We start from the raw sequence: 21346 nt of genomic DNA, 5'->3' as shown, positions 1-21346 counted from the left end.
TCCCCGCCGGCGGGGAGGGGGACCATGCGCAGCATGGTGGAGGGGGATCGCCCCGCAACGCAACCGCACCGCATGCCGCCACCCACTCCCCCAGCTGCGCTGGCCCCCCTCCCCGCAGGCGGGGGAGGATCGGCAAGTCCCACCCCAAAACCCCGCCACCTCCCCGCTCCGGCGTTGACAGGCGCAGCCCGCTGGCCGAAACCCTCCCGCGACCGGGGGCGGGAAGCAAGCGGGTAAGAAGGACAGTGATGATGGACGGCGACGGCACCACGGGCACGCCACGGACGGCGGGCATGATGCTGCGCTCCGCACGCGAGGCGCAGGGCCTGACCCTGTCCGACATCGCGCAGCGCACCCGCATCCCGCTCCGCCACCTCGAAGCGGTCGAGGACAGCAAGTTCCAGGCGCTACCCTCGACCACCTATGCGATGGGCTTCGGCCGCGCCTATGCCCGCGCGGTCGGCGTCGACGAGACCGAGGTCGCCCGCGCGCTCCGCGCCGAACTCGCCGCCAACTACCAGCGCCCCGAACCGCTGCAGGACCTCGAGCCGATCGACGCGCGCCGCGGTCCCTCGGGCGGGCTGGTCGCCGCCGCCGCCGCGATCGCGATCGTCGTGCTGCTGGTGGTCGGCGTGTTCTTCGGCACCTCGTTGTTCCGCCAGGACGAACCGGCCGCCCCGGCCGCGACCGTCGCCGGCGATCTCGGCATGCTGCCCGCCCCCACTCCGACCGCGGCACCCGGCGGCGCCAGCGTGCCGGTCGCGGCACCGGCCAGCGGCGGACAGGTGACGCTCACCGCCACCGGCCCGGTCTGGGTCCGGATCTTCGACGATACCGGCACGCTGGTGAACAAGGAGATGGCGGCGAACGAGCGCTACGACGTGCCCGAAACCGCAAAGAACCCGCAGATCCGCACCGGCCGCCCCGACCTGTTGACCGTCACGCTCAACGGGTCGAACGTGCCGCCGCTCGGCACCGCCGAACGCGCGATCACCGCCGGGATCAGTGCCGACGCGCTGCGCGCCCGCGCCACGCCCACCCCGACCCCCAGCCCGGCGGGTTAAGCGTGGCGACAGGCCCGATGCGCCACAGTCCAATTTTGTCCGCCTCGAAGGGCCTTTCCATGCGACCTCTCCTCGGCCTGCCGCTCGCCGCGCTCGGCCTGCTCCTCGCCCTGCCCGCCGCCGCCCAGGATCAGGGCGCGCTCGACGGCCGCGTCAACAAGCTGGAGCGCGAGATGCGCGCCGTGCAGCGCAAGGTCTTTCCCGGCGGCGCCCCCAATCAGGTCGAACCGCAGATCACCGCGCCCACCCAGCCGACCGAAATCCCCGGCACCCCGTCGAGCGGCCCGCTCGCCACGCTGACTGCGCGCGTCGATGCGCTCGAATCGCAGCAGCAGTCGCTGACCGGCCAGCTCGAACAGGTCCAGTACAAGCAGCGCCAGCTCGAAGAGGCGTTCGCCGCCTATCGGACCGCCACCGACGCGCGCCTGAAGACGGTCGAGGCCGGCGCGCTGCCCCCCGCCACCCCCGGCGCGGTCGCGGCAGCGGGCGACACCAGCACCGATACGCCGGCCCCTGCCCCTGCGACGCGCGGTCCCGGCAATGGCGGCGGCACGCTCGGCGCCCCCGCCGCGACGCCCGTCGCCGACCCGGCCCGCGCCGCGCGCGTCAACGCGATCGAAAAGCCGTCGACCGGCGACGTGGCCGAGGACGGCTATACCTATGGCTATCGGCTGTGGAACGCGAAGCTCTACCCCGAAGCGATCGCCGCGCTCCGCCCGGTCGTGCAGCAATATCCCAAGCACCGCCGCGCCAGCTTCGCGCAGAACCTGATCGGCCGCTCCTATCTCGACGACGGCAAACCCAGCCTCGCCAGCCGAGAATTTTACGACAATTACAAAAACTTACCGGACGGAGAGCGTGCGCCGGACAGCCTGTTCTACCTCGCCGACGCGCTGACCCGTCTGAAGAAGACCAAGGAAGCCTGCGACGTCTATGGCGAACTGACCGACGTCTATGGCGACAAGATCTCGGCGACGATGAAGGCCGATATCGCCAAGGGGCGGATCGCGAACAAGTGCGCGTGAGGCCGGGGCGGCGCGAGACCACGCCTCCCCAACCGTTCGTGCTGAGTAGGGACTGAGCTTGTCGAAGGCCCGTATCGAAGCACCGGCGGCGGTCCTTCGATACGCCGTTTCGACAGGCTCGACCGCTTCGCAGGACGAACGGCGTACGTTTGCGCGCAGGGGATGCGACCAGATTAGGCGCCTCGTTGTTGCCGCGATGACCTCCCCCCACACCCACCGTTCGGTTCGAGCAGCTTCGAGCGAAGTCGAGAAGCGTCCGTCGAGAACCCGGTTGCTGGCGGCACCCCCTTCTCGACTACGGTTCTCGACAAGCTCGAACCTGCGCTCGAAGCGAACGGGGAGCGGCCGTAAAACGGATCGGAAGCACGGCGCGATTGCGTCCAACCAGACGCCCCCACGCCCCCAATGACCCTACCCCCCGAAACCGTCACCCGCTTCACCGCCGACCTCCACGCGCTCGCCGCCACACCGACCCCCGCCACCCCGCTCGCGCTCGCCGTCTCCGGCGGCCCGGACTCGATGGCAATGCTCGCCCTCGCCGCCAGCGCCTTCCCGGCCGCGATCCTTGCCGCCACCGTCGACCACCGTCTGCGCGCCGCCTCGGCTGACGAAGCCGCCATGGTCGCCGGCTGGTGCCACGCCAACCGCATCCCCCACACCGTCCTGTCGCCCGATAAACCACCCGCCGGCGCCAGCATCCAGGCACAGGCCCGCCACCTCCGCTACACGCTCCTCGCCGACTGGGCGCTCGCCGCGAACGCCGTCGCCCTCGCCACCGCGCACCATACCGACGACCAGGCCGAAACCTTCCTGATGCGCGCCGCTCGCGGCTCCGGCCCCGCCGGTCTCGCCGGCATCCGCCCGCGCTGGCTGTTCGACCCCGCCCGGTGGCACACCACGCCACCGCCAACGTCACCCCAGCGCAGGCTGGGGTCTCTGGCGGCCGACCACCACGCCATTCCCGCGGAAGACCCCAGCCCGCGCCGGGGTGACGCAATCAACGAAGCAGACAAACCGTACCCCCGCGCAGGCGGGGGTCCAGAGCGGCAGGACGCAACGGTCGAGACAGGCGCCCCTGGGTCCCCGCCTCCGCGGGGACACTCGGATGGCACGGTGCGACGCCTCCCCATCATCCGCCCGCTCCTGAACTGGCGCCGCGCCGAACTGCGCACCCTCGCCGCCGACCTGCCCTTCGTCGACGACCCGTCGAACGCCGACCCACGCCACGACCGCACCCATGCCCGCGCCCTGCTCGCCACCGGCCGGCTCGACCCGCTCGCGCTCGCCGCCGCCGCCGCCCATTGCCGCGAAGTCGACGCCGCGCTGACCGAAACCGTCGATTGGCTCTGGCGCACCCGCCACACATCGAACGGTCCCGAAATCCGCATCGACGTCACCGACCTGCCCCGAGAATTGCGCCGCCGCCTCGCCCGCCGTGCGATCGCCGAGACCCGTGCGACTCACCGCCTCACCGAAGGCCGCTGGTCCGACGCCGCCAACATCGAATCGCTGCTCGACGCGCTCGACTCCGGAAAATCGGCAACCCAGGCCGGGGTCCTGGTAATGCCGAAAGGCGAAATCTGGCGGTTTTCGCCCGCTCCGCCGCGTCGATCACCCTGATCGACGTTGTTCCATTGTCATTAACCTTCACTAGCCTATCTTGTGGTTACTGAGAGGTAGCACGTCCGCATGAACGACAACGACAAGCAGAACGGCCCCGACAACAACGGCGGCAGCAATCCGTGGATGAAGAGCCTGTTGATCTGGGTCGGCATCCTCGTATCGCTGGCGATCTTCGTCCAGCTGTTCAACGGCCCGTCGACGCAGAACCAGGGTCAGGTGATCCCCTATTCGACCTTCCTGAACAAGGTCGACGAAGGGTCGGTCCGCGACGTCAACATCGCGACCAACACCATCACCGGCACCTATACCAATGACGACAAGTTCCGCACCAATGCGCTGAACGATCCGAACCTGATCGAACGGCTGCGCGCGAAGAACGTCGTCATGAACGCGCGTCCCGACGAAGGGCCGAACATCTGGCTGGTCATGCTGTACCAGTCGCTGCCCTTCCTGCTGTTCCTCGGCATCGCCTTCTTCGTCCTGCGCCAGATGCAGAAGGGCGGCGGCGGCGGCGGCGCGATGGGCTTCGGCAAGTCGCGCGCGCGGATGCTGACGCAGAAGGAAGGCAAGGTCACCTTCGACGATGTCGCCGGCATCGACGAGGCACGCGCCGAGCTGACCGAGATCGTCGACTTCCTCAAGGATCCGACCAAGTTCGCCCGCCTCGGCGGCAAGATTCCGAAGGGCGCGCTGCTAGTCGGTTCACCCGGTACCGGCAAGACGCTGCTCGCCCGCGCGATCGCGGGTGAGGCGGGCGTGCCCTTCTTCACCATTTCGGGTTCGGACTTCGTCGAAATGTTCGTCGGCGTCGGCGCCAGCCGCGTCCGCGACATGTTCGAACAGGCGAAGAAGTCGGCGCCGTGCATCGTCTTCATCGACGAAATCGACGCGGTCGGTCGTCATCGTGGTGCTGGTCTCGGCAACGGCAATGACGAGCGCGAGCAAACGCTGAACCAGCTGCTGGTCGAAATGGACGGGTTCGAGGCGAACGAAGGCATCATCATCGTCGCGGCGACCAACCGTCCCGACGTGCTCGACCCTGCGCTGCTGCGTCCGGGCCGCTTCGATCGCCAGGTCGTGGTCCCGCGCCCCGATATCGAGGGCCGGATCAAGATCCTGCAGGTCCATATGAAGAAGGTGCCGCTGGCCCCCGACGTCGATCCGCGCGTCATCGCCCGTGGTACGCCCGGCTTCTCGGGTGCCGATCTCGCCAACCTCGTCAACGAAGCGGCGCTGATGGCGGCGCGCAAGGGCAAGCGACTGGTCGCCAACTCGGAATTCGAGGAAGCGAAGGACAAGGTCATGATGGGTGCCGAACGGCGCTCGATGGTCATGACCGACGATGAAAAGCGCATGACCGCCTATCACGAGGCCGGCCACGCCATCGTCTCGCTCCACGAACCGGCATCGGACCCGATCCACAAGGCGACGATCATCCCGCGCGGCCGTGCGCTGGGCATGGTCATGCGTTTGCCCGAACGCGACTCGTACAGCTATCACCGCGACAAGATGTACGCGAACCTGTCGGTCGCCATGGGCGGTCGCATCGCCGAGGAAATCATCTTCGGCTATGACAAGGTGTCGTCGGGTGCCTCGGGCGACATTCAGCAGGCGACCAGTCTCGCCCGCGACATGGTCACCCGCTGGGGCATGTCCGACGCGGTTGGCCCGGTCGAATATGCCGAACCGCAGGGCGAAAGCTTCCTCGGCTACTCGTCCTCGGCGCCCGCGCGGATGTCCAACAAGACTGCCGAACTGATCGACAGCGAGATCAAGCGCATCGTCGAAGGTGGTCTGGACCGCGCCCGCAAGCTGCTGACCGATCATGTCGATCAGCTCCACCTGCTGGCAGGGGCCTTGCTCGAATACGAAACCCTGTCGGGCGACGAGATCAAGCGCCTGATCGCGGGCGAGGATATCGGCCGCGACGAAGGAACGCCCACCGCCCCGCTGGCGGCCGGCGGCACCTCGATCCCCAAGACCCGCCGCCCCCGCGGCCCCTTCGGATCGCCGACCCCGCAGGGCGCCTGAACCCTTCGAGTGTCAACTTATGCCGCGGCGTCGCCCTGTAACAGGGTCGGCGCCGCTGCTGTTTGATGCTGACTGCGTGGCAACTTCATAACCTTCGAAACAGTCCGTATTGACTTCATGCTCGCACCGCCGGACGATGAAACATCATCTCCCGGAGCCCGTATCGATGCGTTTCCGCCCGCTGCTTCTCGCCTGCACCCTCGCGCTCGGCGCCACCTCGCTCGCCGCGCAGACCGCCGCTCCCGGCCCCGATATCTGGCCGCCCAAGGGCGACATTCCCGCCAAGTTCGTGCCGCCGACCGACAAATACGACTATGTGAAGCGCGAAGTGATGATCCCGATGCGCGACGGGGTGAAGCTGCACACGGTGATCATGATCCCCAAAGGCGCGGTCAACGCCCCGATCCTGCTGACCCGCACCCCCTACAACGCCTCCGGCCGTGTCGCGCGTGCCGACAGCACCAGCTATGTCGCAACCCTGCCGCAGGGCGACGAGGTCTTCACCCGCGCCGGCTATATCCGGGTATTCCAGGACATTCGCGGCAAATACGGGTCGGAGGGGGAGTATGTCGTCACCCGCCCGGTGCGCGGCCCCCTGAACCCGACCAATGTCGACCATGTCACCGACGCGTATGACACGATCGACTGGCTGGTGAACAAGGCGAACCTGCCCGAAAGCAACGGCCGCGTAGGGATGTTGGGATCGTCATACGAGGGCTTCACCGTCGTCATGGCGCTGCTCAACCCGCATCCCGCGCTCAAGGTCGCCGCACCGGAAAGCCCGATGATCGACGGCTGGATGGGCGACGACTGGTTCCATTACGGCGCGTTCCGCCTCGCCAATATCGGCTGGATCGGCAGCCAGACTGGCTATAAGGGCGCCGGTGCCGCGCCGCCGTCCACCACCTACGACGATTACGACCAGTTCCGGAACGTCGGTTCGGCCAATGCCTGGGCGAAGGCGTCGGGCTACGACCAGCTGCCCTTCTGGCAACGCTTCGTCGCGCACCCTGCCTATGACGCCTATTGGCAGGGACAGGCGCTCGACAAGCTGCTGGCCGCCAACCCCTCCAACGTCCCCACCATGTGGGAACAGGGCCTGTGGGATCAGGAGGACATGTACGGTGCGATCACCGCGTGGGAGGCGCTGAAGGCGAAGGGCAAGGGCGGCAACAATTTCCTCGTAATGGGCCCCTGGCGGCACAGCGGCGCGAACTATGACGGCTCGACGCTCGGCGACCTGAAGTTCAACGGCGATACCGCGCTGCAATGGCGCGAGAATTACCTGTTCCCGTTCTTCGACCAGTATCTGCGCGATGGCCGCCCCGCCTTCACCCCGCCCCAGGCGCTGATCTACAATACCGGCGAAAACCACTGGGACGAACTGCCGAACTGGCCGCTCGCATGCGAGAAGGGCTGCGCTGCGCCGCTCAAACCCATCTATCTCGGCGCCGACGGCGATCTCGGCTTCACCGCTGCCAAGGCCGGTGGCGACTCCTACGTTTCCGACCCCGCCAAGCCGGTCCCGCACCTCTCGCGCCCGGTCAATTTCGACGACGGCCGGTGGAAGGCGTGGCTGGTCAGCGACCAGCGCCATGCCGACGGCCGCTCCGACGTCATGACCTACCAGACCCCGGTGCTGACGCAGCCAATCAAGGTGGCCGGCGCGCCGATCGCCGACATCTTTGCGAAGACGACCGGCACCGACGGCGATTTCGTGGTGAAGGTCATCGACGTCTATCCCGACGTCGTGCCCGGTCAGCCTTCGATGGGCGGCTATCAGTTGCCCATCAGCCTCGACATCTTCCGCGGCCGCTATCGGGGCGACTTCGCCAAGCCCTCGGCCATTCCGGCGAACAAGACGCAGCGCTACCGTTTCCGCCTGCCGACCGTGAACCATGTGTTCCAGCCGGGCCACCGGATCATGGTGCAGGTCCAGTCGTCGCTGTTCCCGCTTTACGACCGCAACCCGCAAACCTATGTCCCGAACATCTTCACCGCGCCCACGGATGCCTACAAGAAGGCGACGGTGACGATCGAACGCGGTGGTGCCAACCCGAGCGCGGTGTGGCTGCCGGTGGTCGAGGCAAAGTAGCACCAGCCAAAAGCGTCACCCCAGCGCAGGCTGGGGTCTTCCCGTGATGAAGCGACCCGCCAACCAACCGGGAAACCCCAGCCTTCGCTGGGGTGACGTTCGTGGGAGGGGGGAAGGTAAGGAAACTTACCCGTGGTTCCGCCCGAAATCCTCGCGGGCATCGTCCTGCCCCTGCTCGACGATCGACCGCCGGATCGCGCGCGTGCGGGTAAACAGGTCGAACAATTCGTCGCCATCGCCCCAGCGGATCGCGCGTTGCAGCGCGAACAGGTCCTCGGAAAATCGCTGCAACATCGACAGCACCGCGTCCTTGTTGGCCAGGAACACGTCACGCCACATCGTCGGGTCCGACGCGGCGATGCGGGTGAAGTCGCGAAACCCGCCGGCCGAATATTTGATGACCTCGCTCTGCGTCACCGCCTCGAGGTCGGATGCGGTCCCGACGATGGTATAGGCAATCAGGTGCGGCAAATGGCTGGTCACCGCCAGCACCAAGTCGTGATGCTGCGCGTCCATCGTGTCGATATCGGCGCCCAGCCGGCGCCAGAACTCGGCGACCCGCTCGACCGCGGTCGGATCGGCATCGGCCGCCGGCGTCAGGATGCACCACCGCCCCTTGAACAGCGTCGCAAAGCCCGCCTCGGGTCCACTGCGCTCGGTCCCCGCGACCGGATGCGCCGGCACGACCGTCACCCCCGGCAACGCTTCGGCCAGCGCCGCGGCGATCCCCGCCTTGCTCGACCCGACATCGCTGACGATCACGCCGGCCGGCAGATCGTCGGCGATCTCGGCCGCGACCGCGCCGATCGCCCCCACCGGCACGCACAGGATGACCAGATCGGCATCGATCACCGCCGCCCCAGCATGGTCGGTACAATCGTCGACCAGCCCCAGCGCCCGCACCTGTTCGCGCGCCTCCGCCGAGGCATCATGCCCGGTCAGCCGCACCGTCGGCATTTCGGCACGCACCGCGCGCGCGATCGACGATCCGATCAGCCCCAGCCCGATGATGGCGACGCGGGAAAAGGGCAGCATCAGCCGCCCACGATCTCGCGCAGCGCGGCGGCGATACCACGCACCTCCGCCTCGGTCCCGATCGAGATGCGCAGGCCGTTGGCCAGCCCCTGCCCGGGCAGCCAGCGCACGATATAGCCCTTGTCCATCAACGCCTGATACGCGTCACCCGCGCTGACCGGCCCTTCGAACAGCACCAGCACGAAATTGGCCTTGGACGGTACGGCGCGTAAGCCCGCATTGCCCATCGCCGCGATCTCGCCCTCGAACCAGGTCCGCCACTGGCGGTTATGTTCGCGGCTCGCCTCGACGAAGCCCTTGTCGCGGATCGCAGCGATCGCCGCCTGCTGTCCGGCGGTGGTGACGTTGAACGGCGCGCGGATGCGGTGCATCGCGTCGATCGCTTCCGCCGATCCATAGCCCCAGCCGATCCGTTCGGCGGCAAGCCCGTGGATCTTCGAAAAGGTCCGCGTGACCAGCACGTTGGGTTGAGTCTTGGCGAGTTCAAGACCGTGATCGTCCTCGGCCGGATCGAGATATTCGGCATAGGCCTGATCGAGCACCAGCAGCACATGCGACGGAAGCCCGGCATGCAGCCGCGCGATTTCGACACGCGGCGCATAGGTGCCGGTCGGGTTGTTGGGATTGGCGACGAACACCACCCGCGTCCGATCGGTTACGCAGCCGAGGATCGCGTCGACATCGGTCGCATGGTCCTTGTCCGGCGCGACGACCGGCGTCGCCCCGACCCGCCGCGCCGCGATCTCATAGACCGCAAAGCCGTAGCGGACGAAGATCACCTCATCGCCCTGTCCCGCATAGGCTCCGGCGGCCAGATGCAGCACCTCGTCCGACCCGGTGCCATAGATGATCCGCGCCGGGTCCAGCCCATGCGCCTGCCCGATCGCCGCGCGCAGATCGGCAGCCCCGGCATCGGGATAGCGTTCGAGACTACGGTCCGCCGTCGCGAAGGCGGCGCGGGCATGCGGCGAGGTGCCGAGCGGATTCTCGTTCGACGACAGCTTCGCCACCTGTCGCCCGTCATCGGTCTTCGACCGGCCGGGGACATAGGGGGCGATATCGAGGATCCAGGGCTTGGGAGCGGGCGCGTTCATGGGTCCGCGCAGTGGCAAATGCCGCCGCCGAACGCAAGGCGTAGCCCCGTGATCAGCGGTCGTTGCGACACTTACAGCCCCGATGCGAAACTCAGTTCGAGTTCCTTGGCATTGGCCGGCACGTCGAGCGCGGCGCTGTTGAAGCTCAGCGCGCCGCTCGGCCCGATCACCCGCGTCTGCGGCTTGATCGTCCAGCTATAGACGCTGCGGTCCTGATCGTCCTTCAGCACCGCGCGAATGTCGGGGATGCGCTGGCGGCTGCCGGTCTCGTTGATGATCTTGCCCGAAACCGCGAACAATTCGTTGCCGCTCGACAACAGCCGCCGTTCGGGGGTGTTGATCGCGAATTTCAGCGCATTGTCGGCATTCGACGCGATCGGCAGGCCGAGCTGTTCGGCGATGCCCGGCGTGCCGGTATAGAGGATCGCGCCGGTCGCGGCGAGCATCGCGACGCCGGCGGCGACCGCCATCGCCGTGCGCCGGCGCGCGGGGTTGCGCCGCGGGACGAAGGGCGGCTGATGGGCAAAGGCGCTGACCGTCTCGCCCCGTTCGGCGCGTTCGGCATCGGGATCGACATAGCGGCGCGACGGCTCGGCGGTACGCGCGCGCAGCGGACGCGGCACGTCGGCGGCATAGGCCGATTCGGCAAAGGCCGGGGCGACGGCGGGCGCATAGTCGCCGACCGGCGCGGCGCGGGCCATGTCGGGCGCGGCATCGGGGACCACCGGCTGCGGCACGCGCACCGGTTCGGCGGGCGGCGGCGTCTCGCGCGTGCCATGCCCCAGATCGACCATCGCCGGCGGCTGGAACCAGCTATGCCGGCATCCCGCGCAACGGACGGTGCGCCCCGCCGGTCCGATCGCCGAATCGGCGACCAGATAGCGCATATGGCATTGCGTACATTCGAGGATCATCGCGTCCCCAGCCCCCTGCATGGGCCGCGCCGCGCCACCACTGATGCGGGGCGAACCGGGCGCGACTTGAAATCGAACCCTGAATCTACGGTGCAGACGCCATCCGGGCAAGGCGCGATGTTGCCCGGCTTGAGACAAACGCCCCCATGTGCGATTGGCAGGGCCGACCGGCGGAATCCAAGGGCGCACGTGGCCAGTATCGTTCAGTTCGAGAATGTCGGCCTTCGCTATGGTCACGGGCCGGAAACGCTGAGCGACCTCAGCTTCACGCTCAGCGAAGGAACCTTCCATTTCCTGCTCGGCGCCTCGGGCGCGGGCAAGACCTCGCTGCTGCGCCTGCTCTATCTGGCCCAGCGGCCCAGCCGGGGCGTGATCCGCCTGTTCGGGGAGGATATGGTGTTGTCGCCGCGCGAACGCCTGCCCGGGTTCCGGCGGCGGATCGGGGTGGTGTTTCAGGACTTCCGGTTGGTCCCGCATCTGTCCGCGCGGGACAATATCGCGTTGCCGCTGCGCGTCGCCGGTATGCCCGAGGACGAACTGGCCGGGCCGGTCGCGGAGATGCTGGCATGGGTCGGGCTGACCGACCGCGCCGATGCCCGCCCACCGACGCTGTCGGGCGGCGAGCAGCAGCGCGTTGCCATCGCCCGCGCGGTCATCACCCGTCCCGAAATCCTCGTCGCGGACGAACCGACCGGCAACGTCGACCCGATCATGGCCGAACGGCTGCTCAAACTCTTCGCCTCGCTCAACCGGCTCGGCACCACCGTCGTCATGGCGACCCACGACCATCACCTGCTCCACCGCGTGCCCGATGCGCTGGTGATGGAGCTGGAGGGTGGCCGGCTCGCCCCCATGGGGGCGGCATGATCGGGCGCGCGGCGGTGCAGCCGCTGCTCGACGATCGGCAGGGGCGGCGGGCGATGGTATGGATCATGGCGATCATGATCTTCCTGACGACCCTGAGCGCCGCGCTCGGCCTGTCGACCCAGGGCGCAGGGCGCGCGCTCGACCGGCAGTTGGCGGCGCGGCTGACGGTACAGGTGATCGAGGGCGACGCCACCCGCCGCGACGTGGTGACTGCCGCACTGCTCGGTCGGCTGCGCGCCTCCGCCGACGTCGCCCGCGCGAACGAGGTCGACCGTGCCCGCCTTGCCGAACTGCTCGAACCATGGCTTGGCGAGGCCGGGCTCGACGCCGACCTGCCGATGCCGGCGATGGTCGATATCGACCTGCGCAGCGGCGACGACGCGACGGTCGCCCGGGTCGAGGCGCTGGCGAAAGCCGCCGGCAACGGCATTCGCGTCGATCGCCATGCGACGTGGCTCGCCCCGGTCCGAGCTTTCGTCGCCGCGCTCGGCTGGACCGCGCTTGGGCTGGTGCTGGTGATGGCCAGCGCCACGGCGGCGGTCGTGCTGCTGGTGGCGCGCGCGGGGCTTGATACGCACCGCGGAACCATCGACATCCTGCACATGCTGGGTTCGACCGATCTTCAGATCGCCCGCCTGTTCCAGCGGCGCATCGGGCAGGACACGCTGACCGGCGGGCTGATCGGCGCGCTGGCCGGCGGCCTGCTGGTGGTGCTGCTCGGACAGCGGATGGCGACGCTCGATTCGCAGCTGGTCGACGGCGTCGCGCTGCGACCGCTCGACTGGCTGGCGATCGCACTGCTCCCGGTCGCCTTCACCCTCCTCGCGATGTTCGCGGCGCGGATCGCGGTGCTGCGGCGGCTGGCGCGGGTGTTGTGATGGGGCGCATCCTTTCAGTCCTGTTGCTGCTCTACGCGCTCGGCTTCGCATTGTTCGCCGTTACCCTGCCGCAGCCGACCGACCAGCTACCGCGCACCGACGGCGTCGTCGTGCCGACCGGGGGCCCGGGCCGGATCGATCGCGGGCTCGCAGTGCTGGCGGCGGGACAGGCGCGGCGCATGCTCATCACCGGGGTCGATCCCGATGTCCGCCCGCGCGAGCTGGCCGCCGCGATCGGAGCGCCGCGCGCGCTGTTCCGCTGCTGCGTCGATCTCGGCAAGGAGGCGGTCGACACCCGCTCCAACGCCGACGAGACCGCCGAATGGGTCCGGCGCAACCGCTATCGCTCGATCCGGCTGGTGACCTCGAACTGGCATATGGCGCGGGCGACCATGGAGCTGCGCCATGCGCTGGGCAATTCGGTCGAGATCGTGCGCGATCCGGTGACCGGCCATCCGGGCTTCGCGCTGCTGTTCGGCGAATACAATAAATATGTGGTGCGGGGCATCGTGATGCGGCTGGGGATCGACCTGTGATCGCATGGGCCCGCACCCTCCTGTTCCGCATCCTGTTCTATGGCGCGTCGGTGCCCATCGTGCTGAGCGCGCCGATCTCCGCCGCGGTCAGCCGCGATGCGATGCACGCCCATGCCCATGTCTGGATCCGCGTCCACCGCTTCCTCGCCCGCTGGATTTTAGGTGTGCGCGTGCGGGTGGAGGGAGTGCGCCCGCCCGGCACCTATCTGTTCGCGGTCAAGCACCAGGCGATGTTCGAGACGCTCGAAATGGCCGAACTGATCGATGGCCCGCTGATCGTCATGAAGCGCGAGCTGATCGACATGCCCTTCTGGGGCCGCACCGCCCGTGCCTATGGCGCGATCGGCGTCGACCGCGATGCCTCGTCCAAGGCACTGCGCCAGATGCTGAAGGAGGCCGCCGTCGCGCGGAAGGAAAACCGCTCGGTCCTGATCTTTCCCGAAGGTACGCGCGTCCCCGTCGGCGAAACTCCCCCGCTGCGTTCAGGCTTTGCCGGACTGTACAAGGCGCTGAACCTGCCCGTAATCCCGGTCGCGCTAGACAGCGGCCACTGCATGCCGCGCAAGGGGCCGAGCCGGCCGGGGGTCATCACGATCCGCCTGCTCGACCCGATCCCGCCCGGCCTGCCGCGCGAGGAGATCGAGGCGCGGGTCCATGCCGCGATCAATGCGCTGGAACCGGCGGCGGGGGCGATTGGAAGCAGATCAAACTAAGCTATGCATCTATCCACCAGGTCGATACGACGTTGATTGTACCGGTTTCCTGCAAGCCGCATGCGGTGAGTTCCTTGAACGAAGTAAAGCCTTTAGATCAATTCGCTTTATTTGAACGGGCACGGTCTTTCTGGCCTGCGCGTATCGAGCTCGACGACCCTAGCGCCCTCTATGTACTGTATGAGCGGAATGAGAAAGCCGCCGAAGGAGACGGCGAGCTGCTGCAATTGGCAATGTGGGCATTCCACCAGGCATTACATCGGTATGCCGAAAACGTCCGCCGCCAAGGATGTCTGACAATTTCGCCCGAGCGCGTTACCTTCGACGAGTTCGATCGGTCGATGCGCCTCAATCTGGCAGACGGAAGCTGGTCAGCTGAGCGCGTACAATGGGAGCAGAGCACCATCCGTCGCGAGCGATAATGTTATCCCCGCGCCTTCGCCACCTTCCGATACGCATGCAACAACGGCTCGGTATACCCGTTGGGCTGCTCCAATCCCTCGAACACCAGCGCCCGTGCCGCCGCCAGCGCCACACCGCCCACCAGCGGCCGGTACGCCGGATCGTCGGCATTCTGCGTACCGACCTTCACCGCCATCCGATCGAACGCCGCATCGACGTCCGCTGCCGTGCAAACCCCATGCAGCAGCCAGTTGGCGATATGCTGCGACGAGATGCGCAGCGTCGCGCGGTCCTCCATCAACCCGACGTCATGGATATCGGGCACCTTCGAACAACCGATCCCCTGATCGATCCAGCGCACAACATAGCCGAGGATGCCTTGCGCATTATTGTCGAGTTCGCGCGCGACCTCGTCCGCGTCCCAATTGCGTCCCGTCGCCAGCGGCAGGGTCAGCAACTGCGTCAGCGGCGCGACCGGTTCGCTCGCCCGGACCGCCTGTCGCTGCGCAACATCGACTGCATGATAATGCAGCGCGTGCAGCGTGGCGGCGGTCGGCGACGGCACCCATGCGGTGCTCGCTCCGCTCATCGGATGCGCGACCTTCTGTGCCACCATGTCCGCCATCCGGTCGGGCGCGGCCCACATGCCCTTGCCGATCTGCGCCCGTCCGCCCAAGCCGCAGGCAAGACCGATCTGGACGTTGCGATCCTCATAGGCGGCGATCCACGCCGCTCCCTTCATCTCGCCCTTCGGGATCATCGGCCCGGCATGCATCGCGCTGTGCAGTTCGTCGCCGGTGCGGTCGAGGAACCCGGTATTGATGAACACGATCCGGTGGCGGACGGCATGGATGCATGCGGCCAGGTTGGCGGAGGTGCGCCGTTCCTCGTCCATCACCCCGACCTTGATCGTATGGCGCGGCAGGGCGAGCAGGTCCTCGACCGCGTCGAACAGCCGGTCGGTAAAGGCGACCTCGTCCGGCCCATGCTGCTTGGGCTTGACGATATAGATCGACCCCGCCCTGCTGTTAGCGCGTGGACCGTTCAGGTCGTGGAGCGCGATCAAGCTGGTGATGATCGCATCGATGATGCCCTCGGGTGCCTCGCCGCCATCGGCCAGCAGCAGCGCGGGCGTCGTCATCAGATGCCCGACATTGCGCACGAACAACAGCGATCGCCCCGGCAGCACCAGTTCCCCGCCATCGACCGCGGTATAGCGGCGATCGGGGGCGAGGGTACGGGTGACCGTCCGTCCACCCTTCGCAAAGCTGGCCGACAGATCGCCCTGCATCAGCCCCAGCCAATTGGCATAGGCGGCGACCTTGTCCTCGGCATCGACCGCCGCGACCGAATCTTCGAGGTCGCAGATCGTGGTCAGCGCCGATTCGATCAGGATATCGGCCAACCCCGCCGGGTCGGTGCGCCCGATCGGATGGTCGCGATCGATAACCAGTTCGATATGCAGTCCGTGGTGGCGCAGCAGCAGATGGTCGCCCGCTCGCCCGACCAGTTGGTCCGGATCGGCCAGTTGCGGCGTCTCCCCGGTCCACTCGCGCCAGCTGCCGTCGGCCAGCGGCACCGCGTCGTCGAGGAACGCCTTCGCCCGCTCGATCACCGCCCTGCCACGCGTCGCATCATAGCCGCCGGATGCCGGCGTGCCGGGGATCGCATCGGTCCCGTACAGCGCATCGTACAGGCTGCCCCAGCGCGCATTGGCGGCGTTGAGCAGGAACCGCGCATTCAGGATCGGCACGACCAGTTGCGGCCCGGCCAGCGTCGCGATCTCCGGATCGACGCCGGTCGGATCGACGGTGAACGGCGCGGGTTCGTCGACCAGATAGCCGATCGATCGCAGGAATGCTGCCTGTTCGGCCGGGTCGATCGCCTGGCCCGCGCGCTCGACGAACCATGCATCGAGCTGCGCCTGCAACGCATCGCGCCGCTCGAGCAGCGCTCGGTTCTCTGGCGCGAAACGGGCAAGGATCGCGGCGGTCCCTTCCCAGAAGGAATCGGCCGGAATGCCGGTGCCGGGCAGCGCCCGCTCCTCGACGAACGCGGCCAGTTCGGCGGCGACCGACAATCCGGCGCGATCGACATAGGCTTGCGGCATCACGGCATCCTTCCTCGTTTCCCGCCCCTGATTACCACCTCGCCTTTCGCATCGGTAGCGATCATAATCGCAGCATAGTCATTCGCTGGAGGAACGAATGTCGTTCGATCCCGACCATGCGCTGTTTGTCGCGATCCTCGAGCGCGGCAGCATCGCCGCGACCGCGCGGACGCACGGCCTGTCGCCGGCGATGGTGTCGAAACGGCTGGCGCGGCTGGAGGCACGGCTCGGCGTGCGGCTGATCGAGCGGACCACGCGGCGGCTGCACCCGACGCTGGTCGGCGCGCAACTCCATGCCGAACTGACGCAGATCCTCGGCGCGCTGACGGCAGCGGAGGCGCGCGTCACCGGCGCCGCCGCGACCCCCGCCGGACCGTTGCGCATTGCCGCCCCGACCTCGTTCGCGCGGCTGCATATCGCGCCGCATCTCGGCGACTTCCTGCGTGCCTATCCGGCGATCGCGCTCGAACTTACGCTGTCAGACTCCTATGTCGACTTGGCCGCGCAGCGGATCGATTGCGCGATCCGCATCACCGCCGATCCCCCCGCCGGCTATGTCGCGCGGCGGCTGGCCGGTAACCGGCGCATCGTCTGCGCCAGCCCCGCCTATCTCGCGGAACACGGCATACCGGCCAGCCCCGCGACACTCGCCGACCACCGGCTGCTCGCCGCCGACGGGCAATTGCCATGGACGCTGCTGCGCCCCGGCAAGCGCGCGCTGGTCGAGGGCAGCTCGCACGTCCGCACCGATTCGAGCGAGATCGTCCGCGAACTGGCGCTGGCCGGGGTCGGCATCGCGCTGCGCTCGCTCTGGGATGTCGGCACGGCGCTGGCCGATGGCCGGCTGGTCCGCGTCCTGCCCGGCTGGGAGGGTGCCCGCGACCTCGCCATTCATGCGCTGCACGGCGCCCAGCCGCGCCCGGCGGTCACCGCCTTCGTCGACTTTCTCGCCGCCCGGCTGTCGCCGCCGCCATGGGAGACGCTTGACACGTCCAACGGTTCGGATCAGGTTCGTATCAATTGATACGAATTAGGAGGATGCCCCCATGGAGCACATGGACGTCAACCCGATGGGTCTCGACGGATTCGAATTCTGCGAATTCACAGCCCCCGATCTCGACCGCATGGCCGCGCAGCTCGAACAATTCGGCTTCGTCGCCGCCTCGAAGCATCGCAGCCGCGACGTCGTGCGCTACAAGCAGGGGCGCATCAACCTGTTGCTGAACCGCATTCCCGATGGCCATGCTGCGGACTTTGCTGCGCAGCACGGACCGTCCGCTTCGGGCATGGCGTTCCGCGTCGCCGATGCAAAGGCGGCGTTCGAAGCGGCGGTCACCCGTGGTGCGAAGCCCGCCGACCCGTCGCGCGGGGTGCTGGGCGAAGGCTATGCGTTGGAGGGGATCGGCGGATCGATGCTGTATCTGGTCGACCGCCACGGCGCGGCCGGATCGCTCTACGACGATTGGGACGCCATACCCGGTGCCGCCGAAGCCGAAGCTGAGAACAATGTCGGCCTCGACCTGCTCGACCACCTGACCCACAATGTGAAGCGCGGGCAGATGCGGACCTGGTCGACCTTCTACAACCAGATCTTCGGCTTCGAAGAGCAGAAATATTTCGATATCAAGGGCAAAGCTACCGGCCTGTTCAGCCAGGCGATGATCGCCCCGGACAAGGCGATCCGCATCCCGCTGAACGAAAGCCAGGACGATAAGAGCCAGATCGAGGAATTCATCCGCGACTATAACGGCGAAGGCATCCAGCACCTCGCCTTCACCACCGAAGATATCTTCGAAACTGTCGAGAAACTGCGCGCGCGTGGCGTGAAGCTGCAGGACACGATCGAGACCTATTACGAACTGGTCGACAAGCGCGTGCCCGGCCATGGCGAGGACCTCGAACGCCTCAAGCGCAACCGCATCCTGATCGACGGCAATGTCGGCGAGGAGGGACTGTTGCTGCAAATCTTCACCGAACCGATGTTCGGGCCGATCTTCTTCGAAATCATCCAGCGCAAGGGCAATGAAGGCTTCGGCAACGGCAATTTCCAGGCGCTGTACGAAAGCATCGAGCTGGATCAGATCCGGCGGGGCGTCATCACGGTCGATGCCTGAGGCATCGACCGGATGCGGGTGCGAAGGCACCCGGCCCCGCCCGGCCAGCGCGACGGAGCCGTGGCACAAGGCGCGGCTTCGCCGCGACTGACGGCCCGGCGGGCGGCCAACGCTGCAAATCCTCCCCGCCCGCGGGAAGGAAGGATAAGGTGACCATGACCTACCACTCCGGTTTCGCCAACCACATCGCCACCGAAGCCGTCGCCGGCGCCCTGCCGATCGGCCGCAACAGCCCGCAGCACGTGCCCTTCGGCCTCTATGCCGAACAACTCTCCGGCACCGCCTTCACCGCGCCGCGCGCCGAGAACCGCCGCTCGTGGCTCTATCGCCTGCGCCCCACCGCCAACCACGGGGCATTCATCCCCTATGCCGGCGCGAAGACCCTCGAAACCGCACCCCTAGCCGGCCCGCCGCCCAGCCCCAACCGCCTGCGCTGGGACCCGTTGCCGCTCCCCACCGAACCAACCGACTGGGTAGACGGCCTCGTCACCTATGGCGCGACCGGCGACGTCGCTGCGCAGAGCGGCGTCGGCATCCACCTCTATGCGGCGACCAAGGACATGGAGCGCGCCTTCTTCTCGGCGGATGGCGAATTGCTGATCGTGCCGCAGCAGGGCCGCCTCGCGATTGACACCGAACTCGGCCGCATCGACCTCGCCCCGCTCCAGATCGCGCTGATCCCGCGCGGCGTCCGCTTCCGCGTAAAACTGCCCGACGGAGCGGCGCGCGGCTATGTCTGCGAGAATTACGGCAGCCTGTTCCGCCTACCCGATCTCGGCCCGATCGGCGCCAACGGCCTCGCCAATCCCCGCGATTTCGAGACACCATGCGCCTGGTTCGAGGACAGCGATGCCCCTTGCGAAGTCATCCAGAAATTCCAGGGCGGCTTGTGGACCACCACGCTCGACCACAGCCCGTTCGACGTGGTCGCATGGCACGGCAATCTCGCGCCCTGCCGCTACGACCTGACCCGCTTCAACGCGATCAACACCGTCAGCTTCGACCATCCCGATCCGTCGATCTTCACCGTGCTGACCAGCCCCAGCGACACGCCCGGCACCGCCAATTGCGACTTCGTGATCTTCCCGCCGCGCTGGATGGTCGCCGAGGACACGTTCCGCCCGCCCTGGTTCCACCGCAACGTCATGAGCGAGTTCATGGGCCTCATCACCGGCGCCTATGATGCGAAGGAGGGCGGCTTCGCCCCCGGCGGCGCATCGCTGCACAACCAGATGAACGGCCACGGCCCCGACCAGGCAAGCTATGACAAGGCCGTCGCCGCCGACCTGAAACCGCACAGGATCGCCGATACCATGGCGTTCATGTTCGAAACCCGCCACGTCGTGAAACCGAGCGCCTGGGCGATGGGCTCACCGACGATGCAGCTCGATTACGACGCGGTCTGGACCGGCTTTGCCAAGGCACGCCTGCCCGGATGAGCGATACCCGCGTCTTCGCGACCCCGGCGGGAGTCACCCTCGGCCCGCTGACCGACATCGCCGACGGCACCGCGCGCAACTATGTCCTGCAACTGCGCGCCGGGCGGTTCCACGGCTTCGTCGTGCGGCGCGGCGATACGGTGGTCGGCTATGTCGATCGCTGTCCGCATATGGGCCTGCCGCTCGCCCAGACGCTCGACGCCTATCTGACCCCCAATGGCAGCGCGATCACCTGCAGCTGGCACGCCGCGCTGTTCGCGATCGACGATGGCCGCTGCCTTGGCGGCCCCTGTCCCGGCCAGTCGCTCACCCCCTGGCCGGTGACGATCGACAACGGCGCGATCGTCACCGCCTGATTACGCCGCTACTGCTTCGGGCAATTCGGTCAGCGTCGATCCCTGCCCCAGCCGCGCACCATGTTCGGCCAACCAAGCATCGGCCGTCGCCCGTCCCAGTTCGCGCAACTGCTCCAGCTGCGACCGGCGCGTGTCGCTCTTGCCGGTCGGGCCGCGCTCGGACAGCGTCGGCGCCGCCTCCATCAGGTGCAGGTTGGTCTGCGCCAGAGCGGTGAACTTGTCGTCGATCGGCGGCGCGCGCCGGGCGATCGCCTGCACCTCGGTCAGTGCCTTCAGGTCACGGAGCAGGCAGGCATTGAACCCGATATCGCTCATCCGCGCCATCACCTCGACCAGCGTGTCGGGCGTATCGGCGGTCGCGAACGGCGTGATCTGCACGATCAGCATGTCGGTCTGGCCATGCCCGCCGAAGATCAGCGGTTCGAGCGCCGGATTGGCCGAAAATCCGCCATCCCAATGGGGTTCGCCATCGATCATGACCGGCCCGAACAGTTCGGGCAGGCACGCCGACGCCATCAGCGCATCGAGCGTGATCTCGTCATTGTCGAACAGCCGCGCCGCACCGGTCGCGACCCGGGTCGCCGCGATCGACAGCGGAATGGCATGACGTGCGGTCAGCGCGGTGAGGTCGAGGCTCTCGCTCACCACCCTTCGGAGTGCCCGCATGTCGCGAAGGCCCGGCGACAGCGGCGCGATATAGCGGCTGATAAGCTTGCCGAATTCCAGCGATCGACGCAGCAGCGGCTCGAACCCCGGCATCATCCACAATTCGGTATCGAACGCCTGCAACGGTGAGTTGCGCGACACGCATTCCCATAGCCGCGCCAGCGCGTCCTTGGCCCCCTGCCGCCCGTCGATCGCCATGCCGCTGACCAGCGCCGCGCCGTTCAGCGCCCCAGCCGACGCGCCGCTGACCGCGACGATCGCCAGATCCTCCTCGAGCAGCCGGTCGAGCACCCCCCAGCCATAGGCGCCATGCGCGCCACCGCCTTGCAGCGCCAGCGCGAGACGGGGTCGGTCGGTTGCGGTCATGACGGTCTCCGGTTCAGT

Annotated in this window: 19 protein-coding genes; 14 read left to right on the top strand and 5 right to left on the bottom strand. The window is 67.7% G+C overall.

Going from position 1 to position 21346, the window contains the following annotated elements; genetic code table 11:
* Positions 1 to 248: 248 nt before the first annotated feature.
* From ACTHQV_RS04820 to ACTHQV_RS04800, 5 genes are all read left to right on the top strand, one after another.
* Positions 249 to 1064: a helix-turn-helix domain-containing protein gene (locus tag ACTHQV_RS04820; protein ID WP_440488635.1), complete on the top strand. Its 816-nt coding sequence runs from the start codon at positions 249 to 251 to the stop codon at positions 1062 to 1064.
* Between the two features lie 59 nt (positions 1065 to 1123).
* A complete protein-coding gene (locus ACTHQV_RS04815) occupies positions 1124 to 2089 on the top strand; it encodes a hypothetical protein (protein ID WP_440488634.1) in 966 nt (321 codons plus the stop codon).
* Positions 2090 to 2494: 405 nt separating this feature from the next.
* Positions 2495 to 3709: a tRNA lysidine(34) synthetase TilS gene (gene tilS / locus ACTHQV_RS04810; protein ID WP_440488633.1), complete on the top strand. Its 1215-nt coding sequence runs from the start codon at positions 2495 to 2497 to the stop codon at positions 3707 to 3709.
* Positions 3710 to 3778: 69 nt separating this feature from the next.
* Positions 3779 to 5743: an ATP-dependent zinc metalloprotease FtsH gene (gene ftsH / locus ACTHQV_RS04805; RefSeq protein WP_440488632.1), complete on the top strand. Its 1965-nt coding sequence runs from the start codon at positions 3779 to 3781 to the stop codon at positions 5741 to 5743.
* A 166-nt stretch (positions 5744 to 5909) separates the two neighbouring features.
* Positions 5910 to 7838: a CocE/NonD family hydrolase gene (locus tag ACTHQV_RS04800; RefSeq protein ID WP_440488631.1), complete on the top strand. Its 1929-nt coding sequence runs from the start codon at positions 5910 to 5912 to the stop codon at positions 7836 to 7838.
* A 126-nt stretch (positions 7839 to 7964) separates the two neighbouring features.
* Here ACTHQV_RS04800 and ACTHQV_RS04795 read toward each other — a convergent pair whose 3' ends face one another.
* The 3 genes from ACTHQV_RS04795 to ACTHQV_RS04785 all read right to left on the bottom strand — a co-directional run bounded on the left by ACTHQV_RS04795 (position 7965) and on the right by ACTHQV_RS04785 (position 10881).
* Entirely contained in the window at positions 7965 to 8873 is a 909-nt protein-coding gene (locus ACTHQV_RS04795; RefSeq protein WP_440488630.1) for a prephenate/arogenate dehydrogenase family protein, read from the bottom strand.
* On the bottom strand, positions 8873 to 9967 hold the full coding sequence (gene hisC / locus ACTHQV_RS04790) for a histidinol-phosphate transaminase (protein ID WP_440488629.1): 1095 nt from the start codon (positions 9965 to 9967) through the stop codon (positions 8873 to 8875). Before hisC ends, ACTHQV_RS04795 begins: the two co-directional genes overlap by 1 nt.
* Before the next feature lie 71 nt (positions 9968 to 10038).
* Positions 10039 to 10881 (bottom strand): zinc-ribbon domain-containing protein, encoded by an 843-nt coding sequence (locus ACTHQV_RS04785; RefSeq protein WP_440488628.1) that lies wholly within the window; start codon positions 10879 to 10881, stop codon positions 10039 to 10041.
* Between the two features lie 189 nt (positions 10882 to 11070).
* Here ACTHQV_RS04785 and ftsE point away from each other — a divergent pair, with 189 nt between their 5' ends.
* From ftsE to ACTHQV_RS04760, 5 genes are all read left to right on the top strand, one after another.
* Positions 11071 to 11748 carry a cell division ATP-binding protein FtsE gene (gene ftsE / locus ACTHQV_RS04780; RefSeq protein WP_440488627.1) on the top strand — a complete coding sequence of 226 codons (678 nt, stop codon included), beginning with the start codon at positions 11071 to 11073 and terminating at the stop codon, positions 11746 to 11748.
* A complete protein-coding gene (locus ACTHQV_RS04775; protein WP_440488626.1) occupies positions 11745 to 12626 on the top strand; it encodes a cell division protein FtsX in 882 nt (293 codons plus the stop codon). Before ftsE ends, ACTHQV_RS04775 begins: the two co-directional genes overlap by 4 nt.
* Entirely contained in the window at positions 12623 to 13162 is a 540-nt protein-coding gene (locus ACTHQV_RS04770; RefSeq protein ID WP_440488625.1) for a YdcF family protein, read from the top strand. The genes ACTHQV_RS04775 and ACTHQV_RS04770 overlap by 4 nt, the downstream gene beginning before the upstream one ends.
* Positions 13159 to 13875: a lysophospholipid acyltransferase family protein gene (locus tag ACTHQV_RS04765; RefSeq protein WP_440488624.1), complete on the top strand. Its 717-nt coding sequence runs from the start codon at positions 13159 to 13161 to the stop codon at positions 13873 to 13875. Before ACTHQV_RS04770 ends, ACTHQV_RS04765 begins: the two co-directional genes overlap by 4 nt.
* A gap of 74 nt (positions 13876 to 13949) precedes the next feature.
* On the top strand, positions 13950 to 14297 hold the full coding sequence (locus tag ACTHQV_RS04760) for a hypothetical protein (protein WP_440488623.1): 348 nt from the start codon (positions 13950 to 13952) through the stop codon (positions 14295 to 14297).
* Between the two features lie 2 nt (positions 14298 to 14299).
* On the opposite strand, the gene ACTHQV_RS04755 is transcribed toward ACTHQV_RS04760, so the two are convergent.
* Positions 14300 to 16387 (bottom strand): malate synthase G, encoded by a 2088-nt coding sequence (locus ACTHQV_RS04755; RefSeq protein ID WP_440488622.1) that lies wholly within the window; start codon positions 16385 to 16387, stop codon positions 14300 to 14302.
* A gap of 97 nt (positions 16388 to 16484) precedes the next feature.
* Here ACTHQV_RS04755 and ACTHQV_RS04750 point away from each other — a divergent pair, with 97 nt between their 5' ends.
* From ACTHQV_RS04750 to ACTHQV_RS04735, 4 genes are all read left to right on the top strand, one after another.
* Entirely contained in the window at positions 16485 to 17411 is a 927-nt protein-coding gene (locus ACTHQV_RS04750; protein ID WP_440488621.1) for a LysR family transcriptional regulator, read from the top strand.
* 22 nt (positions 17412 to 17433) lie between these two features.
* Positions 17434 to 18501 (top strand): 4-hydroxyphenylpyruvate dioxygenase, encoded by a 1068-nt coding sequence (hppD, locus tag ACTHQV_RS04745; RefSeq protein WP_440488620.1) that lies wholly within the window; start codon positions 17434 to 17436, stop codon positions 18499 to 18501.
* 155 nt (positions 18502 to 18656) lie between these two features.
* Positions 18657 to 19940: a homogentisate 1,2-dioxygenase gene (hmgA, locus tag ACTHQV_RS04740; RefSeq protein ID WP_440488619.1), complete on the top strand. Its 1284-nt coding sequence runs from the start codon at positions 18657 to 18659 to the stop codon at positions 19938 to 19940.
* Positions 19937 to 20296 carry a Rieske (2Fe-2S) protein gene (locus ACTHQV_RS04735; RefSeq protein ID WP_440488618.1) on the top strand — a complete coding sequence of 120 codons (360 nt, stop codon included), beginning with the start codon at positions 19937 to 19939 and terminating at the stop codon, positions 20294 to 20296. Before hmgA ends, ACTHQV_RS04735 begins: the two co-directional genes overlap by 4 nt.
* On the opposite strand, the gene ACTHQV_RS04730 is transcribed toward ACTHQV_RS04735, so the two are convergent.
* Entirely contained in the window at positions 20297 to 21328 is a 1032-nt protein-coding gene (locus ACTHQV_RS04730; protein ID WP_440488617.1) for a patatin-like phospholipase family protein, read from the bottom strand.
* Positions 21329 to 21346 lie beyond the last annotated feature (18 nt).

It is taken from the genome of Sphingomonas sp. SAFR-052 (assembly GCF_051965015.1).
Taxonomy (GTDB): Bacteria; Pseudomonadota; Alphaproteobacteria; order Sphingomonadales; family Sphingomonadaceae; genus Sphingomonas.
Note: the sequence above shows the minus strand (reverse complement) of the source record. Positions and strands in the feature narration are given on the sequence as shown.